General features: G+C 44.9%; 25 protein-coding genes. 10 read left to right on the forward strand and 15 right to left on the reverse strand.

Translation table 11 applies throughout. From position 1 onward, the window contains the following. Positions 1–193: 193 nt before the first annotated feature. Positions 194–1,999 (reverse strand): DUF4082 domain-containing protein, encoded by a 1,806-nt coding sequence (locus NIAKO_RS09040; protein ID WP_014218112.1) that lies wholly within the window; start codon positions 1,997–1,999, stop codon positions 194–196. Between the two features lie 265 nt (positions 2,000–2,264). Between NIAKO_RS09040 and NIAKO_RS36560 the strand changes: the two genes are divergently transcribed. Further along, positions 2,265–2,672: a response regulator gene (locus NIAKO_RS36560; RefSeq protein WP_165761301.1), complete on the forward strand. Its 408-nt coding sequence runs from the start codon at positions 2,265–2,267 to the stop codon at positions 2,670–2,672. Between the two features lie 103 nt (positions 2,673–2,775). Here NIAKO_RS36560 and NIAKO_RS09050 read toward each other — a convergent pair whose 3' ends face one another. Further along, positions 2,776–3,387: a fibronectin type III domain-containing protein gene (locus tag NIAKO_RS09050; RefSeq protein ID WP_014218114.1), complete on the reverse strand. Its 612-nt coding sequence runs from the start codon at positions 3,385–3,387 to the stop codon at positions 2,776–2,778. A gap of 715 nt (positions 3,388–4,102) precedes the next feature. Next, positions 4,103–4,573, reverse strand: a complete 471-nt coding sequence (locus NIAKO_RS09055; RefSeq protein WP_014218115.1) for a hypothetical protein — start codon at positions 4,571–4,573, stop codon at positions 4,103–4,105. A gap of 174 nt (positions 4,574–4,747) precedes the next feature. On the opposite strand from NIAKO_RS09055, the gene NIAKO_RS09060 reads away from it, so the two are divergent. Beyond that, positions 4,748–5,188 (forward strand): hypothetical protein, encoded by a 441-nt coding sequence (locus tag NIAKO_RS09060; RefSeq protein WP_014218116.1) that lies wholly within the window; start codon positions 4,748–4,750, stop codon positions 5,186–5,188. Positions 5,189–5,229: 41 nt separating this feature from the next. Then, the gene (locus NIAKO_RS09065; protein ID WP_014218117.1) at positions 5,230–5,463 is read left to right on the forward strand and encodes a hypothetical protein; all 234 of its coding nucleotides are present in this window, start codon (positions 5,230–5,232) and stop codon (positions 5,461–5,463) included. Positions 5,464–5,466: 3 nt separating this feature from the next. Here the strand turns inward: NIAKO_RS09065 and NIAKO_RS36565 are convergent, their stop codons facing one another. Continuing rightward, complete coding sequence (locus tag NIAKO_RS36565; protein ID WP_014218118.1) at positions 5,467–5,871, reverse strand: response regulator; 405 nt, start codon at positions 5,869–5,871, stop codon at positions 5,467–5,469. Between the two features lie 167 nt (positions 5,872–6,038). Beyond that, positions 6,039–6,269, reverse strand: a complete 231-nt coding sequence (locus NIAKO_RS09075; protein WP_014218119.1) for a hypothetical protein — start codon at positions 6,267–6,269, stop codon at positions 6,039–6,041. Positions 6,270–6,513: 244 nt separating this feature from the next. Between NIAKO_RS09075 and NIAKO_RS09080 the strand changes: the two genes are divergently transcribed. Then, positions 6,514–6,942, forward strand: a complete 429-nt coding sequence (locus NIAKO_RS09080; protein ID WP_014218120.1) for a response regulator — start codon at positions 6,514–6,516, stop codon at positions 6,940–6,942. Here the strand turns inward: NIAKO_RS09080 and NIAKO_RS09085 are convergent. The 3 genes from NIAKO_RS09085 to NIAKO_RS09095 all read right to left on the reverse strand — a co-directional run bounded on the left by NIAKO_RS09085 (position 6,939) and on the right by NIAKO_RS09095 (position 9,893). Further along, entirely contained in the window at positions 6,939–8,114 is a 1,176-nt protein-coding gene (locus NIAKO_RS09085; protein WP_014218121.1) for a glycoside hydrolase family 76 protein, read from the reverse strand. The two genes, NIAKO_RS09080 and NIAKO_RS09085, sit on opposite strands and share 4 nt — an antisense overlap. A 94-nt stretch (positions 8,115–8,208) precedes the next feature. Further along, a complete protein-coding gene (locus tag NIAKO_RS09090; protein ID WP_014218122.1) occupies positions 8,209–9,531 on the reverse strand; it encodes an Nramp family divalent metal transporter in 1,323 nt (440 codons plus the stop codon). Between the two features lie 125 nt (positions 9,532–9,656). Further along, complete coding sequence (locus NIAKO_RS09095) at positions 9,657–9,893, reverse strand: hypothetical protein (protein WP_041346539.1); 237 nt, start codon at positions 9,891–9,893, stop codon at positions 9,657–9,659. Between the two features lie 351 nt (positions 9,894–10,244). Between NIAKO_RS09095 and NIAKO_RS09100 the strand changes: the two genes are divergently transcribed. Beyond that, on the forward strand, positions 10,245–12,317 hold the full coding sequence (locus NIAKO_RS09100; RefSeq protein WP_014218123.1) for a T9SS type A sorting domain-containing protein: 2,073 nt from the start codon (positions 10,245–10,247) through the stop codon (positions 12,315–12,317). Positions 12,318–12,392: 75 nt separating this feature from the next. Here the strand turns inward: NIAKO_RS09100 and NIAKO_RS09105 are convergent, their stop codons facing one another. Both NIAKO_RS09105 and NIAKO_RS09110 read right to left on the reverse strand, forming a co-directional pair. Beyond that, entirely contained in the window at positions 12,393–12,581 is a 189-nt protein-coding gene (locus tag NIAKO_RS09105; RefSeq protein WP_133055340.1) for a hypothetical protein, read from the reverse strand. A gap of 193 nt (positions 12,582–12,774) precedes the next feature. Beyond that, positions 12,775–13,254, reverse strand: coding sequence for a YqhA family protein (locus NIAKO_RS09110; protein ID WP_014218125.1), 480 nt, complete (start codon positions 13,252–13,254; stop codon positions 12,775–12,777). Between the two features lie 160 nt (positions 13,255–13,414). Between NIAKO_RS09110 and NIAKO_RS09115 the strand changes: the two genes are divergently transcribed. After that, positions 13,415–13,936, forward strand: coding sequence for a DUF420 domain-containing protein (locus NIAKO_RS09115; RefSeq protein WP_041348308.1), 522 nt, complete (start codon positions 13,415–13,417; stop codon positions 13,934–13,936). A gap of 6 nt (positions 13,937–13,942) precedes the next feature. Next, the gene (locus tag NIAKO_RS09120) at positions 13,943–14,530 is read left to right on the forward strand and encodes a TetR/AcrR family transcriptional regulator (protein ID WP_014218127.1); all 588 of its coding nucleotides are present in this window, start codon (positions 13,943–13,945) and stop codon (positions 14,528–14,530) included. Here NIAKO_RS09120 and NIAKO_RS09125 read toward each other — a convergent pair. Then, on the reverse strand, positions 14,502–15,896 hold the full coding sequence (locus NIAKO_RS09125) for a chloride channel protein (protein ID WP_014218128.1): 1,395 nt from the start codon (positions 15,894–15,896) through the stop codon (positions 14,502–14,504). The two genes, NIAKO_RS09120 and NIAKO_RS09125, sit on opposite strands and share 29 nt — an antisense overlap. Positions 15,897–16,157: 261 nt before the next feature. Here NIAKO_RS09125 and NIAKO_RS09130 point away from each other — a divergent pair, with 261 nt between their 5' ends. Next, complete coding sequence (locus tag NIAKO_RS09130) at positions 16,158–16,499, forward strand: four-helix bundle copper-binding protein (protein WP_014218129.1); 342 nt, start codon at positions 16,158–16,160, stop codon at positions 16,497–16,499. A gap of 173 nt (positions 16,500–16,672) precedes the next feature. Here NIAKO_RS09130 and NIAKO_RS09135 read toward each other — a convergent pair whose 3' ends face one another. Beyond that, positions 16,673–16,900 (reverse strand): hypothetical protein, encoded by a 228-nt coding sequence (locus NIAKO_RS09135; RefSeq protein WP_014218130.1) that lies wholly within the window; start codon positions 16,898–16,900, stop codon positions 16,673–16,675. A gap of 19 nt (positions 16,901–16,919) precedes the next feature. After that, positions 16,920–18,218 (reverse strand): spondin domain-containing protein, encoded by a 1,299-nt coding sequence (locus NIAKO_RS09140; protein WP_014218131.1) that lies wholly within the window; start codon positions 18,216–18,218, stop codon positions 16,920–16,922. Between the two features lie 123 nt (positions 18,219–18,341). On the opposite strand from NIAKO_RS09140, the gene NIAKO_RS09145 reads away from it, so the two are divergent. Together NIAKO_RS09145 and NIAKO_RS09150 are read left to right on the forward strand one after the other, a co-directional pair. Continuing rightward, the gene (locus NIAKO_RS09145; protein WP_041346542.1) at positions 18,342–19,052 is read left to right on the forward strand and encodes a response regulator transcription factor; all 711 of its coding nucleotides are present in this window, start codon (positions 18,342–18,344) and stop codon (positions 19,050–19,052) included. Then, a complete protein-coding gene (locus tag NIAKO_RS09150) occupies positions 19,053–20,522 on the forward strand; it encodes a sensor histidine kinase (protein WP_014218133.1) in 1,470 nt (489 codons plus the stop codon). It abuts the gene before it with no gap. Positions 20,523–20,528: 6 nt separating this feature from the next. On the opposite strand, the gene NIAKO_RS09155 is transcribed toward NIAKO_RS09150, so the two are convergent. Both NIAKO_RS09155 and NIAKO_RS09160 read right to left on the reverse strand, forming a co-directional pair. After that, positions 20,529–21,122 carry a hypothetical protein gene (locus NIAKO_RS09155; RefSeq protein ID WP_107685689.1) on the reverse strand — a complete coding sequence of 198 codons (594 nt, stop codon included), beginning with the start codon at positions 21,120–21,122 and terminating at the stop codon, positions 20,529–20,531. 20 nt (positions 21,123–21,142) lie between these two features. Next, positions 21,143–21,898 carry a sensor histidine kinase gene (locus NIAKO_RS09160; protein WP_014218135.1) on the reverse strand — a complete coding sequence of 252 codons (756 nt, stop codon included), beginning with the start codon at positions 21,896–21,898 and terminating at the stop codon, positions 21,143–21,145. Positions 21,899–21,911 lie beyond the last annotated feature (13 nt).

Raw genomic sequence — 21,911 nt, forward strand, 5'->3', positions numbered from 1 at the left:
TTGATAGGGTTGATGAAGTTGATAGAGTTGATAAAGGGGGTATAGAGTTAACATGTTGGCGGGTTGACAAGTTAACACGGAATACATTTATAAAGGGCAAAGCTGTTTTAATCAGTTTGCCCTTTATAAATGTATTTCATTATCACCCGCCTTCGCTAAAACTTCGGCGGGCAGGCATTATCGAATTATCACATTAATATTCCATCCCCGAAGTCTGATTATCCGGCAACAGGAACGAATCTTTATACGGACCATCGGCCCAGCGATTGTCTCTCCAGCTATTGCCATCAGCTTTATAATTCGGAATGGACTGGCTCGGGTTATGATACACCGCATTGGTATAATCTTTATCCTCCGCATCAGTTGACCATTTCCAGCGATTGCCGGTAACCGCCATATTGGTTACAGGTACAGCCAGCGGCGCATGCAGGGCTATGCCATAACCATGCAGGATAAAATAATTATTGGTGATGGTAACGTGGTCATACCCCGAAAATCCATTCTGAGCGCCGTCTGAATACATGCCTATCATGCCCGAAAACCCGCCTGCCGCAGTATAGGGCGCATTAAACTCAATATGATTACGGGAAAAGTTTAGGTAGTACTGTCCGCCCCAGGTTTGTATTCCATCAATGTGGTCGCCTGAACCTGCTGCTGCAGGATCGGGGGCGATCCAACACTCGGTAACTGTTACATTGTCTGAATAAACATTTTCCAGTCCGCTGTGGGGAAAATAACAGCGATGTACAATGGCAGCTGCGGGTTGATCTCCATCTTTACGGCCAACGGTATTAAATTCAGTGAGTTCACAATACAACGCAGCTGCACCACCACCATTGCCAGACGGGTGATTGGCCAGGATGGCTCCTTTACAACCGCGCAACACCAGCCAGCCTGAGCTAACGGTGATCCGGGAACTGACATTGGCGCCCTGCAATACTACGGTGCCTGCCGGAAATGTAAAACCATCGATGGTTTCTCCACCTGCGCCAACAGCACGTGCCAGGTTACCCCAGCCACTCAGCGCGGCGCCGGTAAAGGTGCCGCCCGGTACGGTTGTGAGTGAGGTAATTGAAATACCTGCTGGACCTACCAGCGAAGTGGTCAATTGCATCCCATGGGTTATACCGGCGGTACCCAGCGTGGTAACATTAACCATGTTGCTGGAGGCAGAGCGATTGCCAAAAGCATCGGTGGCTTTTATGTAAAAGCTGTAAGCGGTGCCCTGGTTTAAACCGGACACAGAAAAAGAAGTAGTGGTAACCGTTGTTAACAGCGACCCGTTGCTGTACACCTCGTACCCGGTGACCCAAACATCGTCGGTGCTGGCAGACCAGGCAAGCGACACACTGTTGTTGGTAATGTTCGAAGCTGTAAGATTGCCTGGCGCCGTGGGTGCATTGGCGTCGTTATCGGCAGCAACAAATTCAATATCGCGGTAGTAATTGGTATTGCTGTACGAACTCACGGGGAAGGTGCCCGATTTATACGTGTACACGCCATTGTTACCCGCGATGTTGCTTAGCGGGCCATTTACAATGGCAACACGCAGTTCGTTGGGCGTAGCGGCGTACCGGGTAACCGCATTAACTGAAATAACATAAATAGAATCTTTCGCAATGTGGTAGGGAGTATCCAATGCAACCGTTTGCCAACCCGTATCCGTTTCATTGGTGAACACAACGGACTTCAGTAGCACTCCGCCTGCACTCCATAAACGGCCGGTATGCGTGCCGGTTTCACCGGCAGGTTTAAAATATCTGAATTTGGTGATGTCGCCGGAAACGGCCGATTTAAATTTCATGCCCAATTCAACGGGAGTGTCGGAATCTGTGGTGGTTGGCCGTTGGGTGGTGAGCACGGTGTATGACCCTGCTGCGGCCGTTTTGTTTTTCTCATTGGCTGCTGAATCAAGATCCCGTTTACAGCCAGCTAGTACTAATACGATGCCAAGGATAGGAATAAGCGTGTTGCCCGCAACACTAACGGTTTTTTTCATAAAGTAAGGTAATTATATGTAGGACAAATCAATAATTGGGCCTAATGGGTGGACTGTGGAAAAGATTGTGATTCAGGTGGATGCAGGAAAAATAATCGCATCGCTTTCAATGTGATAACGTTAAAGTTTAGACTTATTATTTCTAATGGGATTTTATAAAAATAGTATCATAAATATGTTTATGTGACGCATAATCTATAATATTACGTGCAGTTTGCCCTTACTAATAATGAGTACCACACCGCCCCTGACCAGTTCAACCTCTATGCAACCACGAATCATCCTGCATGTAGATGATGACCCGGACGATCGTTTCCTGGTTAGTTCCGTTCTTCATAGCCTCGACTCTTCCATAACAGTATTAGAAGTGGAAAACGGACTAAAAGCAATTGAATTATTAACACAGGCCAAAATTACCGGTGAGCTGCCCTCGCTGATTATCCTGGATTATAATATGCCGGTGATGAATGGCATGGAAACATATAAAGAGATCAGGAAACATCCTGAACTGGCTTCGGTTCCTGTTGTTCTTTTAACCACGTTTAGCAGCAGAAGGGATGACGATTATTGGAATAGGGAAAACGTTGTCACCTTCACCAAGCCTGCCACTTTTAAAGAACTTACCACAAGCATCAAAAAAATATTGAGTTACTGTTATCCATACTCTGTTTAGCTGATAATAAAAAAAACGGCCTCCCGATAAATCGGGAGACCGAGCAATCCGTTCGGCTTAGCCGAGACGAACAATATGTGCGTTGAATGATCTCAGCACTATGTTATTGAATGACTTTGGAAACAACCGGCGAATAGCCTCTTCTGCCGTCGGTGCCAATGGCAACTATCCGGAACCAGTAACGTTTGTCGGAAATCAGTCCCTCAAACGTATGACTATTCTGATTGCTTCCAATTCCAATCCATTCGGTGTTAATGCTGGGTAGTTCCTTGGTGTATTGGTGTACATAAGCTACTATGCCCGATACTTTTTTAGCACGAGTGGTAACTTCTCCAGGCGCACCCAGTTCAACTTCCAGTATTTCGATAGAAGGCGTTGGATAACTGCTCCCAATGATTTCATTGGTAGCATCGAAACCGCTGCCGAGGATCAGGGTTCTATCGTTATTACAGGTTACAGTCACATAATCGGACAGTTCCTGCAAATAAGCCAGAACAATGGCCTTCTTATCGTTTTTAATGGACACCATTTGTTTGTCGCGTCCTTCGGCTTTGACAAGCGCGTTTTGGAATTCTGGCAATACTTTTTTGAGTTCTGCCAGCGCGGCTGGTGGATTGGGGAAAGCAGGATTGTTTTCCATATTCTCTATAACGCGTTGACATATCGTTACTATGTCACTCTGGCGTTTTTTGTATTTGGCGTTGACCTTTTTCATGATCATCGTTTTTAATGGTTAAAGAATCAAGAGACCGTACGCTGCAATCAGTTTCTTAACGTGCCATGTATTGGCCAATACAAGGCGCTCAAATTACCTGTTTGAAAACTTTCATTACTGTTGGATCCTGTTGGTCAAATAATCATTTAAGTTAACCGGTATAACTTGTTTGATCTTTTTAACCAGAGCTACGTAGTGAACAGTAAATTCGGTTAGTCATTCTGGTGTCATTGTTCAATACAAAGATAACATGCCTCAAAGGCTGCTTCCAAATTCCCTCCGCGTTATACGCGTTATACGCGTTTTGCGCGTTCTAATTCACTCTTTACGTTCTTCGCGTTTTATGCTTGATCATAGAATCCCCTTGCTGGGTGTATTTGCGACAGACTGTTCCTGCAGACTTGATCTATATCAACGGTAGGTACCACTATTTTCCTGGGAAAGTGATACTTAATCCCAGGATTATGGTATGAAATCCTGGGATTAAGTATGCATATCCCAGGATTATGGTAAGAAATCTTAGGATTATGGTATGAAATCCCAGGATTATAGTATGAAATCCTGGGATTTACTATTCATATCCTGGGAAAACAGGTTGAAATCCCAGGATTACCAGCAGAAGTTTTGATATGTATGTCTACATCATTAAAAAAACAAGCCTTCTGACTGAAACAGTAGTTCCAATCAGAAGGCTTGTTTAATAGACTTACTACTCTTACTTAGATTTAGGTCTGTTTTTTGAATCGATTCCGAAATCAGGTTGGATGTCTCTCAACGCCCTGCGAAAATCCTCTTCATCCTCCTTATGAACGAAGCAAAATTCCTTTACACTTACAAAGCTGCCCTCATTTTTGCCCACCGTTGCGCGTACAATAGCTAACATTTCCTGGGCTTTACGAATACCACAATCATACATTTCTGCTACCTGGTTGCTATGAATAACAAACTGGTATTTTTCATCGTCACTCTTGTAATGTGGTTCGCCAATCGGCCACTCGTCGTGCCATTCCTGTCCTCTTTGTTTAAGGATTTCAATTGTTTCTTCGGTGAGGTATTCAAGGCCATTTATAACGGCCCATACTTCTGCAGAAGGTTCTAGTGTAGCAGCCGTTTCCCGGGCCTTTTTTTTACTTTTTTCAGCTTGTGCCCTGGCCTCGGGCGTGTTAAAGAGTTCTTCTCGTGTCATGAAAAATGCTTTTCAGGTTAATTAAAAAGCATACTAACCAGAGCCACCATTTATTTACCCACCTAGGTAAACGACGACAAAAGATAGGTAAATTCTCAATATTATGCACACGTGAAAAACACCCTTTTTGCCATATGCTTATAATTGAGTACCTTTTTAGCACACCTTTTTATTATGAAATTTGTCCTGCTTACTGGCCTGTTACTGATTGCTGGCGGCATCGCCTGCGCCCAACACATCTCCAATGAAACCTATCTTGTTTGTGACGATAAGGTTTTTGACCAGGTTGAAATCCTGCCTGACTTTAAAAACGGAAAAGCGGCTTTTGAAGATTCGCTTACCCAGGCGCTAAAAAGAAAAAACAACTATCCTGCCAAGGGAACTATCACCTACGGGTTCGTGCTTACCATGCAATCTCAGCTGGTGGATGTGAAGGCGGTAAAAGGAGTGGCGCCAAATGACGAAGCTATCAAAAAAGCCCTGAAGGCCACTGCTGGTAACTGGATCCCTGCTAAACAGAATAGCCACACCGTTTGTGCTTATGTTTATCTTACCCTTAACTTTTCAACAGACAGGCTGGAAACGAGCCTGTTTCAAAAACGTGGTGAGGAATAATTTAAGGTATAAGTATTGCTGTTATACCCCAAAGTTGTAGTATGGATTCCCGGTTTGGAGAGTTGTCGGCTGTTGAATTAAGAAATCTGGTCCTTGATGAAACGCGAAAGTTCATCCTGTCCCTGCAATTTGGCTCAGGGCTAAGCGATCTGGAGGAAATAAGAGAAAAGATCAAGGTATTGAGTGATGTGCTGGCTGTTAAAGAAAAGGATGAACTCAAATTAAACGCTGAGGAAAAATATCCTCAGTCAAAGATCAATGTCCAACCTCAATAAACATCAAAACCGGGTTATGGGCGTGGCCAGGATTTCACTGATAATTTTACGGAATTGTTCTATGGAGCCGGGTTTATGATAGTATTTGAACGCACCGGCCTGGTAAGCCGTATTGATGGTGGTGGGATGACCCGCGGTTGAAAGAATGATTACGGGAACATGATGCAGCTCCAGCTCCTTTTTGATCGATACTAAACAGGTTTGCCCGTCCATTTTGGGCATATTCATATCTAACACTATCAAACAGGGTACGTCGTTGCCGGTTTTTAGAAAATTAAGTAACGCTTCACAGGTTTGAAACCAACTCAGTTTTACTTCACTATTTATCTCCCGCAGGATCTCTGAAAAGAAAAAGTAATCATCCGGATCATCTTCGGCCAGACAAATATGTTGGACTCCTACCTTCATAAATTAAACATGAATTGAACTTGTTGAATAACCTTAAAGCGTATGCAATTCATATTCCATTTAAAAAACATGCTTCCATAGAAAAAGGGGCATAGCGCCCCTTTTCCAACTGACTTTTTATCCTAAGCTATGCAGGTATTTGCAAACAGGCGTCAGAAACAGTATAATCAGCAGCATGGGAAATTATCACTCATTTTCAAATCACCCTGCTCCGCAATACGTACCGCCTCTTTGTGTTTCCGGGTGTTGATCTCCTCAACAAGTGCATTGATATTAACCTTGTGTTGGTTACTTTCTTTTAAACTGCCAATGGCAAATGCCCTGGTATATTTTTCTGTTTCCTCAGCCAGCAAGTCAATTAGCGTTTGCAGATCTGTTTGCTGGTAAGTGTGATCCATGTGCCTGCTACAACAAAAAGTAAACCATTTAATATGATTTTAATGATATAAATCGCCGGTTAAGTGTTAGCACTTAAATGCGTAATCACGACAAAAGCGACTGGAACTCATTGCTGTGCGAACTGACTGATAAGACGAAATATATTTGATAAATTTTTGATAGACAATTATCTTAGCATTCTATCGCAAGGCGAACGATCTCTTTTGGTTAGGCCGTATTGTTTCATTACAGAACCCAATACGCATGGATTTTCCTGAAAAGGTACTTCTTATCGATGATGACGATGAGGAACATTTTATTTTTAAGGCTGCCCTGAACGAGTGTTGCAAAAGCACAATCCTGATCTACGAAAAAAGCGCACAATCCGCCCTTGCCAGGATGGCAAATGGTGAACCCGGCGCTGTTCCCGATCTTATTATTCTCGACTGGCGCATGCCGCTGCTAAGTGGCAAGGAGGTATTGACCCGTATTCGCAAACTCCCGGATTATAGCCGGGTGCCCATTGTTATTTTTTCCGGTGTTTTTGACCCGGCCCACCTGGAAGAAGCGAAGGACTTAGGCGCCACATTTTTCCTGCAAAAACCTTTCGATTTAAAAGAGTTATACCGGAAGATGGAACTCCTGTTTTCTCTTGACTGGAGGAATACCGCATCTTCCGGCCGGCAACTTTAAAAAACCCACACGCCATTCATCATAGCCACGCCACAGGTGGTTTCAAATGAATTCACATAGGTATCGGAAGTGCGGTGCCACCACTGTCCCCACATGAGGCCATTGGAGTTGCGGTACTTCCATGCTTCTTCCGCATTGTAATTCAGCCAGTCGGCATACGTGGATTGTAATGCCTGGTCGTGTACGAACCTGCAGGCCCAGCGGGCAAAGATGGCTTTGAAACCCTGACAGTCGTCCGTATCATATTCATCGGGCAATAATCCGGCAGAGTTGCACATGCTGGCTTTTGTATAGTTCATTGCATTTTTACCCATGGTCACATAACCTGCGGTTGGATAATAACCGTTCAACAAGTTGCAGGCACCAATAAAGGTGCCCTGGGTGTAGGTGCGGGTGCCTTCGGTGATGGCGCCGGCTGCATTCATGGCCCCGGCTACCGCGCCATTACTTCCATATAATTTACTCACCATCCAGTCCTGGATCATTTTGGCCTTGGTTAAGTACCCGGCGTCGCCGGTTGCCTGGTACAAATACACGGCACATATTGCAGCTGGTGCATTTACACAGGCATTCTTACTGGTTTTGCCGGTTGTCCACCATAAGCCGCCGCCCAGGTTGGTATCCCAGGCGCGGGCCCATACCATGTCGAAGTTGTTTTTCGCCATGTCTTTCATGCCGCCGTCGTTGGTGAACTGAAAAGCGCGGATGCACATCAGCGCCCCCCAGATCACATCATCATTATAACTGTTCGAGCTCCACAACAAGCCATACGCATCCCGCATTCCATTGTACAGGTACACAAACTTGTTCTTGAGATCGGCATCGTTGTTAATGGTATAGGCGTCGATCAGGGTTTCAATGGCTTCGGCCTGCCTCCAGAAATCCATGCGGCCGGTATGGTTAACATCGGAATAGTAATAGGCTTTGTAAGAGGGGCCGTAGGTGCCATACTGCACATAAAAGGCATTGTTATAACATTGCATGGCCAGCAAGGCTTCTGCTTTTGTGGGCGGCGCCACTGCTGCAATGGCTTCTGTTTTGCCGGTTCGGGTGGCCCCGGTTGCCGGGTGGCCAAGCTCTTTGGAAGAACAGGCCCAAAGCAACAGAGCGGCGCCTATAACAGGCAGGGACAGCTTTAAATAGTGGGATTGGTTGTAATGTGTTTTTCTCATACGACTGGTTTACCTGGAATGACTCCAAAAACCGGTCCTTCCCTAAACCTATAGCCGTGATAATTTATCAACATCCTGCTAGGGAATTTCAGCATCAAACAAACTGAAAATAGATCAATGAAGCGGCTGCAGCGGTCATTATTATAAGAGTGAGAATGCCTAACGTATTCGATAACCTGCTGTTGGTATATTGCTTCATGATATTTTTATTGTTGCCAATGTGCAGTACAATGGCAATAATAATAGGGCAGGTGAGGCCGTATAAGATGGCTGTATAAAACAAAGCTTTTATGGGGCTCAGGCCAATGTAATTGATCAGCAGCCCTACCGCCAGCGAAACCAATATAACCAGGTAAAATTCCTTTGCCTGCCAGTATTTATGGTCAAGGCTGGCGCGCCAGCCAAACGTTTCGGCAACCACATAGGAAAGCGATCCGGCTAAAACCGGGATGGCCAGCAGCCCGGTCCCCATTACACCCAATGCAAACATCAGGTAGGATGCCTTGCCTGCTACAGGTTCCAGGGCTTTGGCTGCCTGTTCAACCGTATCGATTTGTTTTATACCATGCAGGTTAAGGGCAGAACCGGTTGCCAGGATGATAAAGAACATCACCAGCGTTGACAAAAACATTCCGAAGTTGACGTCGAGTTGCATTTTTTTGATCATACGCATTACAAATCCCTGCTCCCGGGCATCGGGATTTTCCTTATCGGTCCGGTTCAGTTTTCTTCGCGCCAGCACCAGTTGTTTGGCCGATTTAACGCCTTCTGCTTCCATAGTTACCTGCCAGAAGAACAGGTAAGGGGAGATGGTGGTGCCGAGGATAGCCACCAGGATCTCGATAAAATCTTTATTGAATTGTATACTGGGAACAACCGTATTCCGTAGTACCTGCGTCCAGTTGGGATGAGTGAAAAAAGGAACCGCAATATACAGGAACATGGAAAGACAGAGATACTTTAATACGGCCACTATTTTTTCATAGGGCAGAAATACGATCAACACAAAAAGCACCACGGTAAACACAAAACTGAAGACAATGGGCTTAATGGAAGGGAAAAGGAGATTGGCCACGGCGCCCATGCCTGCAATGTCGGCCCCAATATTCAGGATGATGGCCGGGATGCTGAACACCATCATCAGGTACAGGATCCATTTGGGATAGTGCCTTTTTAAAGTAGTCGTAAGGCCTACCGTTGTTACCAGGCCAATGCGGGCGCACATTTCCTGGATGCCGGTCATTAATGGAAGTGTTATCAATGCTGTCCAGAGCGTCTGAAATCCAAACTGGGCCCCGGCCTGCGAATAGGTGGCAATGCCGGATGGGTCATCGTCACTGGCGCCGGTTATTAATCCCGGTCCCAATACTTTCAATATCTTTTTTGTTCTTGCTAACAATCCGGTTGTACTGCCCATATTGGCTGTGATATGCAATTAGTGTTCCTTCATCTCCATTTTCATCAGGGCCGGGTATATTCTCAGGTATACCTGTACAGCTATTGGGTTTTTTCGGTAAAAAGCACCGGGGCACCGTAAAAACTCTATTGACCACCGGCAGCCACGCGGGTGCTGGCTATTTCAAACAGATCATAACTGCCGCCCAGGGTGAAGGCATGAATACCAAAGATCGTATGCGATTCAAAGGCTGGTTCCAACACCAGTTCTTCTGCTGATTTTTCGGTAAATTCATAACGGGTATAGATCGCTGCTTTCTTCAACCGCCAGGCCCCTTCGGCCATAAACGCATTTTCGCCCTCCTGGTCTTTTTGTTTATTCATTCCCCAAAGTACAGGGCCATCAAACGGTTGTTATTTCCCAGATCGCAGCTGTAGATATGGGATTACAATAGATATTTTACAGCGCCAACTAAAATTACTGACCACAGTCATTTTGCCTGTATCCAATATTGAACTACTTTAGATATGTGAAATAAATATTATATCAGCCCCGTTCAACCCAGTCTCCTGTTGAGAAAACATATATCCAATCTCAGTTTCTATCCACTGAACTACCTGATCCATTCCTTTTGACCGACACGCCATTTCCAATGCTTTACTGAGGCCGAACCTGCATGGGTATGTCATTTACCCATGATGACCTTCTATTTTCTTAACCTTAAACAATTGTTTATGAGTCACCCCTTTACCCAAACCAAACAGCTCGTTTTTTTTCTGCTGGCCTGCATCTTTTCTTCCCAGGCCTTTGCGCAAACAACCACTACGTTTCCACCTGCCACTTCCTGTACTTCCAAAGACCTTACGCTGGTGGGCGCCACCTTGCCGGGTAGCGATCTTTGTAACACCTGTACCGCCGGTGATTCGGTGTACAGGAATCTGAATTTGCGCATTTATAACAAAACCGGTTCAACAAGAACTGCTTTTGCATTCTGGGGCACCCTGGTTATTCGTAACAGTAATGGAACCATTTCTTCAACCAGGTCAATTAATGGTTGTGGAGGTCCTGTAGTACAAAACGATACCACCACGCTGGTGTTTAACAAGATTGGCTACGTGTGTGGTCAGTCGTTAACTATTAAAGATCTCTTTCTGGCATGGACAGACGCTTCGCCCAAAAGCACCTGCGCCACGCTCAATTCTGCTACCATCAATCCCAAATGCGGTACGCTCGATTCCATCCAAATTAATACCGGGTTGAACGCCAGCTTTAGTGTTACCAATGCTACCTGCTCCACACCAGGCGCTATTGATATGACGCCAATGGGTGGAAAAGCTCCGTATACGTATTCCTGGGTAGCCAGCAATGGCGGTGTTATACCTACGGGACAGGCAACCCAACAGGACCTTACGGGGTTAGTAGCCGGAACGTATACCGTAACTATTACGGACGCCTTAAATTGTAGGTCTACGAGGTTTACAACTGTAACTGCTTCTGCGCCTGTTACCGCCAATGCGGGTGATGACTTTACAAAAACCTGTTCGCAAAATGCCAACGGCAAACAAATAGGAGAGACAGCCGTAAGCGGATTCACTTATTCCTGGTCGCCAGCCACCGGTTTAAGTGATGCCACAGCCAGCAATCCTACAGCTAATCCTTCCTCAACTACTACCTATACGGTAACCAAAACCAATACAACCACCGGTTGCAGCAATACCGACCAGGTGGTGGTAACGGTGAATAATACCGCTGTAGTGGTCAACGCCGGTGACGACTTTACCAAAAACTGTATTTCCAATACAAGCGGCAAACAAATAGGAGAGACCGCAGTAAGTGGGTTCACTTATTCCTGGTCGCCAGCCACTGGCCTGAGTGATGCCACTGCCAGCAATCCAACAGCTAATCCTTCCACAACTACTACCTATACGGTAACCAAAACCAATACAACCACCGGTTGCAGCAATACCGACCAGGTAATGGTAACGGTTGATAATGCAGTAGTGACTGCCAATGCTGGTGACGATTTTACCAAGACCTGTACTTCCAACGCCAGCGGCAAACAAATAGGTGAAACAGCGGTAAGCGGGTTCACTTATTCCTGGTCGCCAGCCACCGGTTTAAGCAATGCCACTGCCAGCAACCCAACCGCCAATCCATCGGCCACTACTACGTACACAGTAACCAAAACCAATACCACCTCAGGTTGCAGCAATACCGACCAGGTAATGGTTACGGTAACTACGAACGCGCCGGCCACACCAACTATTTGCGTGGTACAACCTTCGCTGTGCGGACCAACAACGGGTAGTGTAACCATCAAGACCCCGCTTGGCGCAGACTATCAGTATAGCATTGATAACGGCGGTACCTGGCAAACGTCGCCGGTGTTCAGTAACCTGCCTGCGGGCTCGGTAACCGGTATAAAGGTTAGTTCAATAAGTTCGGGTTGTATTTCAAATGGGGTTAGTTGTGATGCATCTGATTGTTCACAACCGGCAGCCAGGTTAGTCACCGATGCCACCGCACCTGTAGTTCCAACTGAAGGGCAAACGACGGTTAAAGCTTTCCCAAATCCTTTTAGCACTATCGTAAAATTTGTAGTAACCATTCCTGAAGCAGGAAAGGGAAGCCTGGAAGTGTATAATTTGCTTGGGCAAAAAGTAAAAACCGTTTTTCAGGGAAGTATGTTACGGGGGATAAATACTTTCGACGTTAACATGCCGTTAACCAAATCGGCACAATTGATGTACGTGTTACGGATAGGAAATAAAACAATAACAGGTAAATTGTTACAGTTGAATCAATAATGTATTAACAGCACTATTAAATAAAAGAGAGCCTTCAGTTTTACCTGAAGGCTCTCTTTTATATCGTAGTTAGAATTAACCTTTCTTTTCTTCTTTTGCTTTCTTCTCGTGGTGGTGCTCAGCCTTTTTTGTTGTGTCCTTAGGCATTTTTTCTTTTTTAGGTTTTTCTTTCTTGTCCTGTTTTGCAGGCTCAGTTTGAGCAAAAGTAGCAGCAGAGAATGCTAACAGTAAGGCGGCAGCCAGCAGGCTTTTTTTGAAATTCATATTCGTTATTTTTTTAAAGATGATGAAAAAAACTGAGGGTGAAGATAATGTTTCTTTAAACATTTATTAATTTTCATTTTCGGGAATGCCCAAAAAAAGAATAATTGTGAACTGACGCATATTCCCGTTTAAATAGACCCCTTTGCCGGGCTGGAAAATTAAAGTCTAACGGCGAGGTAAAGGTGGCGCAGGGTTAATGTTCTCCCTTTTTAAGCACAAATAAACTTAACGCGATAATGAGGATGCCTGCCGGAATTATCAGCGAATGAATATCTGTTTTTTCTACGTTGATCTCTTTTTCAACAAGATCTGCCAGCCAGCTTACCACCAGTGTGGTCAATATCGCTTCCCACAGGATGACCTTTAATTGCGTAAAATTTCTAACCTGCAGCCATTGGGGGATCCGTACAGGAGAAGGGTTTTCTCCACTATCAAATAAAACGAAAAAACCAATTGACAACACAAAGAAGACGATGGCCACCAGGAAAATATCAACCGCATGTAAAAGACCAATAGCCATCATTCTTGTTGTATGTTCGGCGCCATTTGCCAGGTAAACAAACACCTTGCCAAAGTCATAGATCCCAATACAGGTAAGTACAAGGCCGGATGTAAATACCAGCCAGGCGATGATGGCAATAATAAATTTAAGTGCTCCTGTAATTGATTTCATAACAAACCTAAAAATACGATTCAGATAAGGGTCTTACATAAAGCAGGAGTTATTAACCGGTAAAATGTAACGGTAAAATGGCCGGGGAATTTATTTTTTATAAAACATACCAGTTAGTATGTTTATGGTTTACCTTCGCTGCCAAAACAAAAAAGATGTAATGGTCAGGAATTATAAACCGGTAACCTGGGCGCTGGCGCTGGGTATCAACGGACTTATTGTGCTCGCTTTTTTCTTCCCCTTTAAAGAAGGCATTAAGGAATATGATCTGTCGTTTTTGCCATTATTGAACGCGATCATGAACGGGGCTACTTTCATTTTTCTGTTGCTGGCCCTGGTTGCCATTAAGCAAAATAAGATAACCAGGCATCGTAATTTTATTTTCGCAGCTTTTTCGTGTACGTCAATATTCTTATTGTCATACCTGCTGTATCACTTCACTACACCCTCTACCAAATTCGGGGGTGATGGAGTCATCAGTTACATTTACTATTTTATTCTGATCACCCATATTATCCTGGCTATAATTACAGTTCCTTTAGCCCTGATCTCTATTGGGCGGGGATTGAATATGGAAGTGTCCCTGCACAAAAAGATCACCCGCTATACCATGCCTGTTTGGTTATACGTAAGTTTAACCGGCGTGATCGTGTATCTGATGATTGCCCCATACTATAAGTAATACCAAATGTCAAAAGCGAAAGCCACCAGGGCAGATTTATTGCAAAAAGCCTTTGAGCTTATTTATCAAAACGGTTACCAGGCCACCAGCATAGATGAAATGCTGGCCACCACCGGGGTTACCAAGGGGGCCTTGTATTATCATTTCAAAAACAAGGAAGAAATGGGCCTCGCCATCATCGATGAGGTGATCTATAATGAAGTGTTCCCCTTTATTAAAGCGAAGCTGGAGGAGTCGGATGATGTAAGGGAGAACCTGTACAACATGATGAGCGGGCTGTTACTGAAGCATTCGTTTTTTAAAGTTGAATATGGCTGCCCCGCAGTAAACCTTATGAGTGAAATGGCGCCCGTTAATGAACTTTTCCGCAAAACATTAAAGAAGCAATTCAGCGCCTGGCAAAAAGCTATTGAGCAGGCTATTGTTAAAGGACAGGAAACAGGGCAACTGGCCTTAACCCACAATGCCAAACAAATTGCATTGTACATCCTTGCAGGCTACCAGGGCGCGAGAAACATGGGGAAATTATATGGCCGCAGTTCTTATGGTTTATTCCTGGATGAATTTAAAAATTATCTTTATCAGTTGAAATGATCTCCGGTACGGGTTTCTCTGCACTGGTATCAACATGATTGATCTCCTTCAGGTATCCAACTTTTAAATGATCGTAAAACGAATGCCGGTCAATTAATAACGAAACCAGGTTGGCGAGTAAACCAGCCAGCATCAGGTAGAAGATCACGTTATGCCGGTCCGTCATTTCCAACACCAGGATGGCTGAGGTAAAAGGAGATCTTGTTACACCGGTTAAAAAACTCACCATACCAACCAGAATAACCAGGTTGGTATCGGTTAAGGAAAGGTGTAATAAACCGGCTATCCAGGAGCCAAAAGAAGCGCCGATACTTAAGGAAGGGGCGAACACACCACCTGCAGCGCCTGCTGTAAAAGAAGTAATAAGGCCTGCAATCCGCACAAAGGGCAGGTACCAGGGTACATATTTGTTGGGGGTAAACAACGTGCCTGTCATAACACTCTTACCTGAGCCTATGGCATCGGAGTGAATAAAAATGCCGGCCAGGGCAATCAGTACCCCCCCAATGATGAGATAAAAAATGTTTTGATATTTCTTTGTAAAGCGGGATTTCCAATTCATGATGTATAACATCAATTTTGAAACGCCGCTGCCGAAAAGGCCTCCTATAATGGCTAACAGGATCACCCATACAAAAACAATGGATGATAAATGCGTAACATCGGGATAGCCTAAATACAGGTAGGGCCCCAACAGGGCCTGCGCAGTTAACCCCGCCACAATGATGGCGGTAAACAGGGCCGTTTTAAAATAGCTGATATGTGTTTTTGACAATTCTTCCACGGCAAACACAATTCCACCTAGCGGCGTATTGAAAGCCGCTGCCAGTCCGGCCGCAGCGCCGGTGATGATCATATTCTTTTTAGAGATCCTGGGCCACCAGCTGGGTAAATATTTATTTACAGTCCTGAATACGGAACCGGCTATTTGGATGGTAGGTCCTTCGCGCCCGATAATGGCGCCCCCAAATACCATTATTAAGCTGGAGATTATTTTTACAACAATCACTCTAACGCTTAACATCCGGTCTATTTTGTTATGTTCTTTTGGCGTGGCCAGTTCAATAGAAGCCATGATCTGGGGAATGCCGCTGCCGCGGGCAAAAGGCGAGAAGCGTTTGATGGTCCACCAGCCAAGAATAAAACAAACGGGGGTAATAACTAACAGGCTCCATTTGTAAGTATGCAAAAAGAAGATGTTGGCTTCTTCTACCCAGGCAAATAATTTCGCATACAACACAGCCAGCAAACCTGCCAGCAGCGAAGCTGTCCAATAGGGCAGGCCCTGCATGAAATTCAGCTTTACTCTTTCACTTTTCAGGTTGGCGACGATCCTTTTCAGTTTATTCCGGAAGATGGCGATCATAATTGTATCGGGCTAAATTCCCCGCAAAGATACCTATTCGGTAACACTGCGCAACCACGGATTCAAATGGATGCATTAGAATGAGATTAGAAGGTGGGTTGACCAGTTGACGGGTTGACCAGTTAACAAGTTGGTAGCGTTGACAGGGTTGATAAAGGGACATAAAAGGTTGACCGGCCCTTTCACGTTTCACGATTGCGGAAAGAACTCCCCACTTCTGGTATAATATTTTCAACCTTTTGCTGTTAAAAACCAAATCATATGGCACACGAACAAAATACGCAGTTGCTGAACTTACTGACTAATTGCGTAACTGAATGCAATCATTGCGCAAGCGCATGCCTGGAGGAAGAAGATGTTAAGATGCTTACCAAATGCATTAAGCTCGATCTTGATTGTGCGGATATCTGTTTGTTAATGGCTGGTTATTTAGCCCGCGGATCGGAGCACGCAGAACACCTGATGAGTGAATGTGCGGAGATTTGCCAGAAGTGTGCGGCCGAATGTGAAAAACATGCAGCTATGGGTATGGAGCATTGCCGTACCTGTGCAGAAGCATGCCGGCAATGTGCAGAGGCGTGTATGCAGATGGTTCATGCATAATACAAATGTGATAATGTGATAATTCGATAATGTGATAATGAAATACAATGGTAAAGGGCAAGACTGCTTTTTAAACAGCTTTGCCCTTTATAACCGGACTTCATTATCACATGCCTTCGCTAAAGCTTCGACTGGCAGGCATTATCGAATTATCACATTATCTCATTATCGCATTAGCCTTTCTTACACGCATCCGTACAAACATGCCCTTTCTCCCCATGTGCATACACGTGCTTGCCGCTGTCATGGCAGGCCTGGGTGCATACGTGATCTTTCATCTTCATTTTCTTTTCTGTTTTGGCTTTTTTGGGTTGTTCCTGTTTTTTGTCCTGCGCCAGGGTAACCAAAGAAAGATTGGCAAGGATAAGTGTTGCTGCGAGCACTTTGCTGATTGATTTCATGTTTGTTTATTTTGTATAATTATTGAATAGTTACTTTAATGATGTTGCTGATAGCAGGCAGGGTAGTAAAGCCATTAGGGTTGGGTACTGCCTGGATGGCTTTTGATTCCGTTAATGGTGTGCCGGCCAGGTTGAACTGCGTAATACCGGCGCCGGGGAATTGATTTATTGCGGTGCCATCATCCCACAGGCTGATAGCGGAAGAGAGATCGCCCTTTTGCGTAGCATCCCAGTCATTTCCTGAAGTAGCAAAGAACCAGTCGTTAGAAAAACCATACATCGTAGCAATGGCAATTCTGTCTCCTTTTACTACCGATAACATTTGCGATACCTTACCGCCATTGGCGCCGTCGGTGCGGGGCAGTAATACCGTGTTGGTGGCCTCTTTCAGCACATACACCGCCTTAACACCTGATTTTGTTTTCAGTGCAGCTGCCAAAATATCGGCATTGCCTTTTTGCGCCAGGTCTTTCAGGCCTTCGCCGCGGTCATTTTCTCCTGCCATAAAGAATGGATTCTGCTGGCCATTATATACTACTACCAATACCGGTGACAATGGGGTGAAGATGCCTGTTTTGCCCATGAGGTAAGTATTCAGTACAGAGTTGTCGCCCATTTCTGCAATATTGGTGAGGCCATTGGCGGAAACTTTACCAACTGAGTAAACAGGTTCAGGCAACAGCAAATTACCACCGGCAACGTAAGAGAGGGTCCAAACACCCGGACTGAATGGTGTTTCATTGGCCGTACCGCCCGATTTGTTGGTGATGGTAACCGTAAATACAGAATTTCCATTATACGCCAACGATACCTGCATCAATTGCGAAGCAGCCAGGTAGCTATTGCCGTAATCATCGGTTCCGCTCACCTCTTTGATATTTTTAGCGGCGCTTTCTGCGGTTCCCGGATGAACTACTGTTGAACCGGGTTTCTGGTTTACCCGTGTGCCATTGTCCCATAGTTTTATCTGGGCAGATACATCACCGGTAATGGGCGAGCCATCATCGTTGTACAATTTAATACCCGGATTGGCAGGGGCAAAAAACAGGTCGTTGCTCCAGCCATACATAGTGGCAAAGGTGAGACGCTGGTTTTTAGCGGCGGAAAAGGTAAAGGTGGTTGATTGACCGGGCAGAATAACCGGCGGGGTGCCTGTTCCCTGGAAAGTACCTGTTTCTACCAGCGGTTTGCTGTCCAGCACATTCTCGATTGTTATGGTCTCTGACTGGGCCGGGGGCATATCATTGTCTTTTTTACAGGCGGCCAGTGACAGTACAGAGGCGAATAACGTACACGTTTTAAGCAAGTTATATTTCATTTGTGGTGTGTTTTAATACCACAAAACAAAAGAAACTGTATCCCACAGGTGTCGCAGAATTGTAACAAAAGTATCACAGTGATGATTCCAGGGTTTTATTTTGCAACTTTGTTCCATCATAGTATGGATAATAAAACAGTACTGATCATCGAAGATGATCCCAATATAGTAGAGCTGCTGCGTATTCACCTGTACGATTTGGGTTGTAAGGTGGCTTCGGAGGGCGATGGCCTGAAAGGACTGGCATCGGCAAAGGAAGGCCATTTTCACCTGATAATACTTGATATTACTTTACCGGGATTGAATGGCATGGAGGTTTGCCGCAAATTGCGACAAACGGACCGGCAAACGCCTATCCTGATGCTTACCGCCAGAAGCGAAGAGATAGATAAAGTGATGGGGCTGGAAACCGGCGCCGATGATTACCTTACCAAACCCTTCAGCATCCGCGAATTTATTGCCCGGGTAAAAGTCATCTTCCGCCGTACTGAAGAGTTTGCCGCCGAAGCCAGTCCGGCAGCAGCCTCTTCGGTATTAAACTTAAGCGGACTGGAAATAGACCTTGACAAACGGAGGGTAACGCTTCATAACAACCGGGTAGACCTTTCTCCAAAAGAATTTGAACTCATCACGCTGCTGGCATCGAACCCCGGCAAAAGCTATAGCCGTAAGCGCTTGCTGAACCTGGTATGGGGCTACGATTTTGAAGGCTATGAACACACGGTGAACAGCCATATCAATCGCCTGCGCGCCAAGATCGAAGAAGATGTATCGAACCCTAAATTTATTTTAACCACCTGGGGCGTAGGCTACAGGTTTAACGAGGAGTTATAAATGTCTGTACGTACTATAAAAGGAAACCGGCTTTTCTGGAAGATCACTGCCGTATTCACAGGACTGTTGATTGTTTTGGGTGTGGTATTTGTGATCATTGCGTCCAATTTTTCCAGGTCGTATTATACTGCCGCGCACCAGGAACTGTATGGCGATATTGCGCAGCACCTGGCAACGTTTACCCAGCCTTTTAAGAATGGAAAGCCCGATACTACTGTAACGCACGACATCATTCACAGTACCATGGTGGCCAATCCCAGTGTGGAAGTGTATTTACTGGATACAGCAGGTAATATAAAAGATTATGTAGTGCCGGATAAAACCGTACAGATCCACCAGGTAAATATTACCAAAGTAAAACAGTGGCTTACTGCCGATAAAATGAAACGCCCTATGGGCGATAACCCCAAACAACCGGGCGAGCCCAGTATATTTTCTGCCGCCCCGGTGTACGAAAAGGGCCGGTTAGTGGGTTATGTATATGCCGTACTGGCCAGTGAAAAACAAAAAGCCATTCTGCAGTCGTTAGACAACAACCTGTATTTACGCCTGGCCAGTTATATGTTTTATGCGGCGCTGGCCGTAGCATTCATCGTAGGCGTTGTTACGTTTTTTCTTATCACCGACAGTATTTGCCATATCGCCGCCGTGGTGAAACGATTTAAAGAAGGCGATTATACGGCAAGGATAGAAGGATATGCACAGGGCAATCTGGGCATGCTTACTTCCACCTTTAACGAAATGGCCGATGTGATTGTAGATAACATCGATAAAATTTCTGCTACCGATAAATTCCGCCAGGAGCTGATCGCGAACGTATCACATGATCTTCGCACACCGTTATCTATCATGCAGGGGTATGTGGAAACGCTGATGATGAAAAAGGATGAACTGGCTGCTGCCGACCGGGAAAAATACCTGGCCATCGTATATGACAGCAACCGCAAATTATCTGTGCTGGTAGAACAGTTGTTTCAATACGCCAAACTGGAAGCTAACTTAATAACACCCGAGAAAGAGGCCTTCCTCATCGCCGAACTGGCTGCCGATATTATGATGGCTTACCAGTTGAAGGCGGATGAAAAGAATATCAAACTCAACATTCAGGCGCCTGATAATTTACCGCTGGTGTTTGCAGATATTTCGCTTACCGAACGGGTGTTGCAGAACCTGCTGGATAATGCATTTAAATTCACCCCCGCAGGAGGAAGCATTACAATTCTTTTAAGGGAGACGAATGCCGGGGTAAAAGTGGCGGTAACGGATACCGGTGTAGGTATTTCGCCTGAAGACCTCACCCATATTTTTGAACGGTACAAACAGATCCATCCCCGCTCACCCGAATCAAAAGGCATGGGTATTGGCCTGGCTATTGTTAAGAAGATCCTGGAGTTGCACCAGGCAGTAATAGTAGTAACCAGCGAACCGGGTAAGGGAACCACGTTTAATTTTGAATTACAAACTATATAAGTAGTACTAAACTTTATTCCAGATATTGAAATTCATGGCGAATTTTTTTTCCTCCAGTAATTTTCGCCAATCGATAAACAAGAAGAGGAATATAAGCAATATGCCAATAAGGGTGCCTGCCAGAACATTCCATGTTAACAGGCCATGAACGATGCTGTCGATATTTACCGAAACATAATGGCCGGTAAAAACCATGATGGCATCGCTGATAAATTTTCCGGCAAAAAAAGCGGGTAAAAGATTCAGGGTTTTTATTTTAGAGCAACCCGCTACGGTAAATAACGGTGTAGAAGGTAGTGGCACCAACGTATATACAAAAACAAACAGCTGTACCTTCCAGCTTTTATTAGCCAGCCTGGCGCCAAGAAATTGCATGTCCTCATTCTTTTTCGGTTTGATAAAACGTTTGGAAAGCAAATAAATGTATTTACTATATAAATACCTTCCCATGCCGGATCCCACAACACCGGTTACCAATACCATCCAGATATTAAGGTCGTACCTTATTTGAAAGAAAACCATTACAATCCAGGCCGGAGGCCCAATGAAAGGCACAATATCAACTACAACAGATGCTAAAAGTACCAGGATATAGAGCATACTATTCACGATAGCCGTTTTTAAGGTTGAAGTATTTGCTGTTGATCCGGTAACTCAAGTCTGACGGTAGTTCCCTCATGCAGTTTGCTTTTCAGGCTGATGCTGCCATGCATCAGTTCTATGTACCGTTTTACAATATGCAACCCAAGACCTGTTCCCTGAATGTTCACTGCATTCCTGCCCCGGTAAAAGGAGGTGAACATATAGGGCATGTCTTCGGTGGCGATGCCAATGCCCTTGTCTTTTATTGAAAGTGTGAGTTTGTGATCCCGGTGTACTGCTTTTATCCAAATGGTAGCACCTTCCGGTGAAAATTTACTGGCATTGCTTAATAAATTAAGAACGATGTTTTTCAACAGACCTTTATCGGACCTGAATTCGTCTTTACTATCACAGGAAACTATGATCTGCTGGCCATCCCTGGTAGCGGTTTTCATTTCTTCCACCACTTCCTCCAGCAATCCGTTCAGTTCAACAGGTGTGGAAGCAACCTGTACTTTGCCCTCTTCCAGTTTGCCAAGCGAAAGAAAATCTTCCAGCAGATCGTTCAGGTGCCTTACCGAATCCTTAATTCTTTTAATATGCCGTTCTCTTTTTTCCTGGTCGCCGGTTTGATCATATTTCAACACCAGGGAAGCAGAGGATAGGATCGTACTGAGGGGCGTTCGGAATTCATGGGAAGCCATGGCTACAAAGCGCGACTTTATTTCATTGAGTTCTTTTTGCTTATCCAGCGCTTCGTTTACATGTCCGATATTTTTCCGGTGGTTTACCACTTACTCAAAATTG

Origin of the sequence: Niastella koreensis GR20-10 (assembly GCF_000246855.1) — a bacterium.
Classification (GTDB): domain Bacteria; phylum Bacteroidota; class Bacteroidia; order Chitinophagales; family Chitinophagaceae; genus Niastella; species Niastella koreensis.